Source organism: Streptomyces sp. NPDC058674 (assembly GCF_042716505.1).
Taxonomy (GTDB): domain Bacteria; phylum Actinomycetota; class Actinomycetes; order Streptomycetales; family Streptomycetaceae; genus Streptomyces.
Genome location: NZ_JBHXSC010000124.1, coordinates 1 through 7,671, shown reverse-complemented (window position 1 = coordinate 7,671; position 7,671 = coordinate 1). Strand labels below are relative to the sequence as shown.

Sequence of the window (7,671 nt, the reverse complement as noted above, 5' to 3'; positions counted from 1 at the left end):
ACCCCGTACTCGGCGGCCATGTCCTTCTGCCGGACCGGCAGCGTTCCCCCGAACTCGCTGCGAGAGACGAGGTACTGGAGGAACTTGACGGCGGACCCGGACAACGGCAGCGCCCAGATGCGCTCCGCAATGATCGGAGACATGACGTTAGCCATGGAACAGCCTTCCTCGTGAGCGGGCGCCCGCGCAGGGGCATGGCAGCACTATCACCCGGTACGCCTCCTCGCGCGATAGCTCTCCTCGGGCGCGAAGCCGAGGTCCAGCTCCTCCTGGTGGGCCCCCTGCGGCCCCACCGAGTAGGGGAACTCCTCGGCGTCGTGGTCGTGCCGGTCGGCGATCTCGGCCAGTACGTCCTGCTGGGCTGTGCTGTTGCCGTTGAACCAGAGGCGCACGTTGATCTGGATCCGACCGTTCCCGGCCTTCTCCACCCAGTTGTAGCCGCACAGGGCCTGGACGGCCCGGTTGACCGTGGACCGCGTGATCATCTTGCCGCCCTTCTGTGCGGCGATCTTGTTCAGGCCGTCCGTGATCTCCTGCTGGGTGTACTGGGTGATGCCGGTCCCGGGCACCTGCCCTCCCGCGACGAACAGGAAGACGCACAGCTGGGACTTGGTGATGCTGTTCGCGACGGCGAGCTGTGCCAGTAGCTGCGTGAACCAGTTGCTGGCCAGGCTGTACCCGGACCCCCCGGCCATGTCGTGCACGGCCCGCGGATCGGCCGCGTACTCGAAGTGGACTCCCTTGAGCCTGCGCCGGCCGCCGGGGTCGGTCGCGTCGGCAACCTTCTCCCCGAGCTGCTGGCCGAGGACCGCCAGGATGTCTCCGTACTCGGCTTCACCGCCCTCGGGCACAGGGCGGGGCCCGCGCCGACGACGGGCGGGCGGATCAGATGTCACAGGACCTCCTTGCTACTCAGGCGGTCCGAGACTATCCAAAAAATCAACGTGTGCTTGTCTTTTGGCGATTCGGCGCGGCGACCGGGGGCCTCCGGATCCAGGCTTGCTCGAACAGCGCGCGGAAAGTACACGGTACGTGAAGTTTACGAGCCGACAAGCGGCAGAAGTACACGACTCCTTGATTTAAGTTGTCGTCATGACGACACGTACGTGTAGGTACCACGGACGCGATCGAGCCTCTCCGGCTCTTCGGCCCAACGCCCTGACCTGCGGCGTTCTCGGGCGACTCGGCGCTCCCAAAAAATCAACAGCTGCTTGATTTTTCCGCAAAATGTGCTCGCTGGATACACATTTCGGAAGGCCAAATGTGTCCTGGGGGACACATACCCCTCGACAAACATGCAGGTCAGAGGCTCGCGGCGGCGGCGCCCTCTTATTAAAGAGCAACTTGGCCGACGTCCTCAGGCAACCCCCGGTCTTGTCGTTCAGACCCCGTGTCGTCCCGCAGATGCCCCGGATCCTGCCTGCCTATGACCTCGACATGACTGCCCCGCTGCCACCTCAGCCAACACCCCTTGCAGCCCCACACCCGCAGTTTGACGAGGAGTCGACTGCCCCCACCTCAGCTCAAACCGGGATCAACCACCCTGTTGCCTGGCCCTCATGCCCAGTGAGGGCGCCCAGCGCCCGAGGGGTGCACCGCCGACCGTCAGGGAGGCGGGGCAGGGCGTGAGGGGGAGCGGGTCCAGGGCGCCTGAGCGCCTGGCGAGGGGGTCTGGGGGGCGAGTAGCCCCCCATGCTGAGGCCGGTCCAGCGCGGCCTAGGCGCTGGCGGGGTCCAGGGGCTGGCCCCTGGGATTTACGGTCCGCAGGAAACGACGTACAAGAGCCCTCACCGAGTCGTGGTCGGTTGGTTGTGATGAGGGGGGTCCTGCTCCAGCCGGGGGTTCGCTTCCGCCGTCTCGGCGAGCAGTTGCCGACCGGCGACGTGGTTCCTTCGAGCCTCTGAGTAGACGTACTCATGCATCGACATCCGAGGCGCGCGAGGCTGACAGGAAGCCATTGAGCCGGGCGCGGCTCAGCACGTGTCGCATCCGCAACCAAATCAGCACGGCTGCCGCGTGGTTGGCGCGCGTCATGACCGCCTCAGAAGGGGAACTCCTTGCACACCACAGGACCACACCCATCCCGCCGCACCGCCCTCGCTCTCGGCGCCGGCGCGGCACTCTCCGGCGCCCTGTCCCTCAGCGGAACGGCACACGCCTTACCTGCCGGGGACGACATCACCTCACGGCTGAGGGAACTGGAGCAGCAGCACTCCGCCCGCCTGGGTGTGTCCGCCCGCAACATGCGTACAGGCCGGATGGTGGTGTACCGCGCGGACGAACGCTTCCCGATGTGCTCACTCTTCAAGACGATCGCCGCCGCGGCGGTGCTGCGCGACCTCGACCACGACGGCGAGTTCCTGGCCAAGCGCATCCGGTACACCGCAGAGTACGTAGAGAAGTCGGGATACTCCCCCCGCACGGGCAAAGCCGAGAACGTCGAAAGCGGCATGACCATTGCCCAACTGTGCGACGCAGCCATCTGCTACAGCGACAACACCGCAGGAAACCTGTTGCTCCGCGAGCTGGGCGGACCTGCCGCCATCACCCGGTTCTGCCGCTCGATCGGGGACTCCAGGACGCGGCTCGATCGATGGGAGCCCGAACTCAATTCGGCAGAACCATGGCGCGTGACCGACACCACCACTCCCCGCGCCATCGGCCGGACCTACGCGCGCCTCACGCTCGGTGACGCGCTCACACCCCAGGACCGGGAACGGCTCACCGGCTGGCTGCTCGCCAATACGACCAGCGGCGACAGATTCCGCGCAGGCCTCCCCGCCGACTGGATTCTCGCCGACAAGACCGGCGGCGGGAGGTACGGGGGCAACAACGACGCGGGCATCACCTGGCCGCCGGACGGCGCACCGATCGTAATGGCAGTCCTGACGACCAAGCCCGCGGAAGACGCGCCGGCCGACCACCCGCTGGTGGCTAAGACCGCCGCCTTGCTGGCGGCGGAACTCGGCTAGGTCCGGTTCGGACGTGCTGGCCGCAGCCACTCGTTGAGCGCTGCGGCCAGCACGGTCGACTCCACGATGCTCACGGACGCATCACGAGTCGGTGAGGTGGCCGGATGCCTCGAGCGGTGTGCCGCGTACGGTCAGGGCACGCATGATGAGCAAGGCTCTCGCCGCGTGGTCCGAAGCCTTGCGGACGGAGCCGCCGGTCAGCGCCGTTAAAGGAGCCATCGAGCGGCCGGGTTCAGGAGCGAGGTGGCAGGATGACGTGGTGTCCGACTCTCTCCTTGGATTGTGGCTGCGTGGCATCGCCTTCAACGTGGCGGCGCCGGCCGACGTGCTGATACGTCTTCTGGACGAAGCGGCCGGTGAGGTCGGCCCGCTGATGTGCGAGGGCCGCGACCTGCCCGCCGCCGTCATCGACGCGGCCCTCCACCACCCGGTCGAACGGATCCGCCGCGCCCTCGCCCGCAACCTGCACGTCGACCCCGCACGACTCGCGCCCCTGGCATCGGACCCCTCGGGAATCGTCCGTGCGTATCTCGCCCGCGGCACCCGGCTCCAGCCCCGGTGGGTCCGGCCCCTGCCGGAGGACATCCTCGTCACCTTCCTGACCGCCCAGGAAGGAGGCGAGGACGGCAGGGTCACCGAAAGGGACATCGTCGGGGAGCTCTGGTCCTCCCGGCAGGTCCCTCCGTCCTTCCCGCGGGACATGGCCGGTCACGACCACCCCGTGCTCCGTCTGTACGCCGCCTTTCAGTGGCAGTCGCTCACCGCTGCGCAGCGCGATGCCCTGCTCAACGACTCCGATCCCGCCGTACGGGAAGCAGCCAGGGAGAGCAACCGGCAGCTGGACCCGGAGGCGGTGGAGGCCACGCTGCCGCCCCTCGGATCCCGCCACGCGGTGTCCGTGCTGGGCAGCTGTGCCCTGTCACCCGCGATCGTCGAGCAGTGCTTCGCGGCCGACGAGGTGAACCCGCTGGCCCGGAACCGCCATACCCCGGTTGACGCCCTTGCCCGGCTCGCCCGCCACCCCGATGCGGAGATCCGCAGGCTGATCGCCACCCGGCCCGACCTGGGACCGGAGGCTGCGGCGGAGCTGAGGCAGGATCCGGACGAGGACGTGCGGATGCGCGCCCGCCTCCAGCCCTCCATCCGTACCTGGGCCGAATTCGAGGCGGTCCGTAGGGCGGTGGATCACGGTCGCGACTGCACCTGCCCGATCACGGAGCCGGCCACCGAGCTGTCGCCCGACTGGTACGCCACCTGCGCGGCGTCCGAGGAACCGGTGCTCCGCCGGGTTGCGGCGAGCTGGCCCGGCCTGCCCGCAGAGCTCGTCGGGACACTGGCGCTGGATGAAGACGAGCAGGTACGGATCCAGCTGGCCTGCCACCACCCGCTGGCTCCGCCGCACCTCCTCCTGGACGTCTTCGTGACCCGCCCGGCCCACCGTCCGCATCTGCTGACCCTGCCCGCGTTCCCCCGCACCGGCCGGACCCACCTCATCGGCCACCCGGACCCCGAGGTACGCGCCCTGGCTGCGGTCGACCCCACCCTGCCCGAACCTCCGCTGGAAGACCCCGACCATGCAGTACGCCGGGCAGCCGCCGCCAACCCGACCCTGACACCGGAGACCCTGGAAACCCTCCTCACCGACCCCCGCACCGCACAGGGCGCCGCGGCCAACCCGTCCCTCCCCGTCCCCCGCATGCACGCACTCCTCGACCACTGCCTGAACGGCGCTGCCACCCCACCGACGGCAGCCCGACACCGCTAGGCGCCCAGCCCCGGAGCAGCGAGGTGTTCGGCTCGCTCGGGCACAAGTGGGTCCTGGAAGACCCGTTGGCCGATGACGCGCTTGCCCGCTGGTACGTCGACTGGCTGGAAGGCGGAGCTCACTGCACGCCAGCCATCCACGAGCGCCTGACGCTGGACGTTGGTGTGCACGGCACTGCCTCGTCGGCACGCGTGAGTGCCTGAGCTCGCTCGGCCGACCCCGCCCCCGGCCGTCACTCGGCGAGGTTCATCGGACCACGACGGGGCAAGGTTGGACAACTGCCGCCATATACACGCAACATATTTCGGTGTGCCCCTTCGCCTTCCCCGGCAAAGGTTAGTAAGGTACCCGCATGACCGCTCCATACGATCCGGAAGTCAGGGAAAAGGTAGTCGCCAAGCTGCCCGCCTCCCTGCGGCAGGAACTCAAGGTCCGTGCAGCCCAGTTGGGCGTGGACATCCAGGAAGCCGTCACCGAGGGCGTCCACGCCTGGCGTGCCGACGCCTCCGCGGCGACTCCGGTGGACACCTCCGGCGCCTCCTCCTTCTCCACCTACCTCCCCACGGGTCTGTACGGGGAGTTCAAGGAGGACTGCCGGGCCCGGGAGGTCCCGTACAACCAGGGCCTCGCCCAGTCGATCCGGCTGTGGCTCGACACCCACCCCTCCCCCGCCGGACGCCGTCGGCCGTCCCACGAGGGCGCCCGCCGGATCGTCGTCTGCAACCAGAAGGGCGGCGTCGGCAAGAGCGCCATCAGCAACGGACTCTCTCAGGCCCTCGCCGAGACCGGCGCCCGCGTCTGCGTCATCGACTTCGACCCGCAGGGTCACCTCACCCGCCACCTCGGTGCGGAGATGCTCGGCATCAAGGAGCCGAGCCTGGCCAAGCACATGCTCGGTGAGATCGAGGGCCGGGTCCGCGAGCTCCTCGTCCCGATCGAGCACGGCGTCTTCGCCGGCCGCCTCTTCCTCCTGCCGTCCTGCAAGGACGCCTTCCTCCTCGACGCACGACTGGCCACCACGCGGCACGTCCGGACGAAGGAGACCGCGCTGGAGAAGGCGCTGGAGGAGCTGGAGAAGGAGTTCGACTACATCGTCGTCGACTGTCCGCCCAGCCTCGGCTACACCATGGACACCGCCCTCTACTACGCGCGCACCCGTGAGGGCGAGGTGCCCAAGACCTCCGGCATCGTCGTGCCCGTACAGGCCGAGGACACCTCCGCCGACGCCTACGACATGCTCAGCGAGCAGATCGAGGACCTGGTCGACGACCTCGCCATCGACATCGCCCAGCTCGGCTTCGTCGTGAACCTCTACGACAGCCGCAAGGGCTACGTCGTCACCTCCTCCCTGAACAGCTGGAAGGAGTTCGGCGACCCGCCCGTCATCACCGTCATCGGCGACCTTAAAGAGCAGCGCGAAGCGGTGCGCGTCAAGCTGCCGCTGCTGCACTACGCGCCGGACTGCGAGCAGTCCGAGGCCATGCGCGAGATCGCCCGGAGGATCGCCGCATGAGCAAGAGCGACCTCCTCGGTACCGGCGCCGCCTTCAGCAATGCACGCCGCTCCGGCAGCCGCAGCGAGCGCGGGCGGGCCAAGGCCGTGGCGCAGGGCGACCTGCCGGCGTACGAACTGGTCCGGGTCCCCCTCGACCAGGTCTCCCCCACCCCCCACAACCCACGCCGCAACTTCGGTACGGACGAGGAGCTGACCCGCTTCGGCGAGGAGCTGCGCCAGGCGCAGCTGTCCGCGTGCGTCGTCGTCACCCGCGGGGCCTACCTCGCGCTGTGGCCGGACCACGACGGGCGGATCGGGGCCGCTGCGTACGTCCTGATCAATGGTGAGCGCCGGTTCCGCAGTGCCCTGCACGTCGGGCTGGAGTCACTGGACTTCGTCGTACGGGACGACCTGGCCGTCTCCCGGGCGGACTTCATCGACCACCTCCTCGCCGAGAACCTGGAGCGGGAGGACTTCGACGTCATCGAGCGCGCCCGCGGCGTGCAGCAGCTCGTCGACACCTGCGTCGGCGAGGGCGGGCGCGAGCACGGGGCGAAGTCGCGGGCGGCGGAGCGGCTGGGGAAGTCGCCGTCGTGGGTGACGAACCAGCTGGTGCTGCTGGAACTCCCGGAGGAGATCCAGGCGATGCTGAGCTCGGGTGAGCTCCCGGAGCGCGACGGACGGGTGCTCGCACGCAGGGCGAAGGACCGTCCGGGCGTCGGGGCGGGTGAGCTGCTGGCCTTCCTGAAAGAGACCAAGCAGCAGGAGGCCCAGGCCAAGGCGGTCCAGCGGGAGATCCTGCGCGGGGCGCAGGAGTCCGCGCCGGTGCCTGCCGTGGCGGTCGAGAAGGCGCCGGGCGGGGGAGTGGCGGAGGCACCTGAGCGGGACGCGCAGCCGGCCCGACTTTTGTCCGCGGAGAAAAGTCGGGGGCCGAAGAGCGCGCCGGCGGCTGACGCCCCGGCCTCGGTCGCCGAGGGCGTAGTCGAGCAGCCGGTACGGGAGACCTCCGCGCTGGCACCGCTGACCGCGGCCCCAAGCACGCCGGAGCGCGCGCCTGAGCGGGAGCCGGAGGGAGTCATCCCGCTCCAGAGCCGCAGCACGGACCACGCACCGGTCGCCTGGCAGGACCCCAGGGCCGTCTATGAGGCGATCCGCCTCAACATGTCGGCCGAGCACCGCGAGGAGTTGGCCGTTCTCCTGATCGAGAACGAGCAGAGCGACTAGCAGCCCAACGCCCGACTTTTGTCCGCGGACAAAAGTCGGGCGTTGGGCTGAGGGCCCTACTGCGCACGACGAGCGCGGTGGGGCCCTCGGCATTTGTCGTTTGGAGGGGGCGATGCGGAGGCCGGGAAGTTGAGGCCGGGAAAAATACGGGCCCACCCCCCGAGCCCACCGCCCCATAGTAAACCAAGAAGATCGGGGCGGGGTGGACACCCCCCG

The 7,671-nt window shown here is 69.1% G+C and carries 6 protein-coding genes; 5 read left to right on the top strand and 1 reads right to left on the bottom strand.

What is annotated here, in order from left to right; all coding sequences use genetic code 11:
* Positions 1-206: 206 nt before the first annotated feature.
* Positions 207-896, bottom strand: a complete 690-nt coding sequence (locus ACFWU6_RS33280; protein WP_383803298.1) for a hypothetical protein — start codon at positions 894-896, stop codon at positions 207-209.
* Between the two features lie 1,161 nt (positions 897-2,057).
* On the opposite strand from ACFWU6_RS33280, the gene bla reads away from it, so the two are divergent.
* The 5 genes from bla to ACFWU6_RS33255 all read left to right on the top strand — a co-directional run bounded on the left by bla (position 2,058) and on the right by ACFWU6_RS33255 (position 7,455).
* Positions 2,058-2,972, top strand: a complete 915-nt coding sequence (bla, locus tag ACFWU6_RS33275; RefSeq protein WP_383803299.1) for a class A beta-lactamase — start codon at positions 2,058-2,060, stop codon at positions 2,970-2,972.
* A 259-nt stretch (positions 2,973-3,231) separates the two neighbouring features.
* On the top strand, positions 3,232-4,737 hold the full coding sequence (locus ACFWU6_RS33270) for a hypothetical protein (RefSeq protein WP_383803301.1): 1,506 nt from the start codon (positions 3,232-3,234) through the stop codon (positions 4,735-4,737).
* 23 nt (positions 4,738-4,760) lie between these two features.
* Complete coding sequence (locus ACFWU6_RS33265) at positions 4,761-4,940, top strand: hypothetical protein (protein WP_383803303.1); 180 nt, start codon at positions 4,761-4,763, stop codon at positions 4,938-4,940.
* Between the two features lie 149 nt (positions 4,941-5,089).
* A complete protein-coding gene (locus ACFWU6_RS33260; RefSeq protein ID WP_383803305.1) occupies positions 5,090-6,250 on the top strand; it encodes a ParA family protein in 1,161 nt (386 codons plus the stop codon).
* A complete protein-coding gene (locus tag ACFWU6_RS33255) occupies positions 6,247-7,455 on the top strand; it encodes a ParB/RepB/Spo0J family partition protein (protein WP_383803307.1) in 1,209 nt (402 codons plus the stop codon). Before ACFWU6_RS33260 ends, ACFWU6_RS33255 begins: the two co-directional genes overlap by 4 nt.
* Positions 7,456-7,671 lie beyond the last annotated feature (216 nt).

What these genes read in the sequence shown, in the direction of transcription:
- ACFWU6_RS33260 (WP_383803305.1), top strand. Translation starts at nt 5,090, where the DNA reads ATGACCGCTCCATACGATCCGGAAGTCAGGGAAAAGGTAGTCGCCAAG.
- ACFWU6_RS33255 (WP_383803307.1), top strand. Translation starts at nt 6,247, where the DNA reads ATGAGCAAGAGCGACCTCCTCGGTACCGGCGCCGCCTTCAGCAATGCA.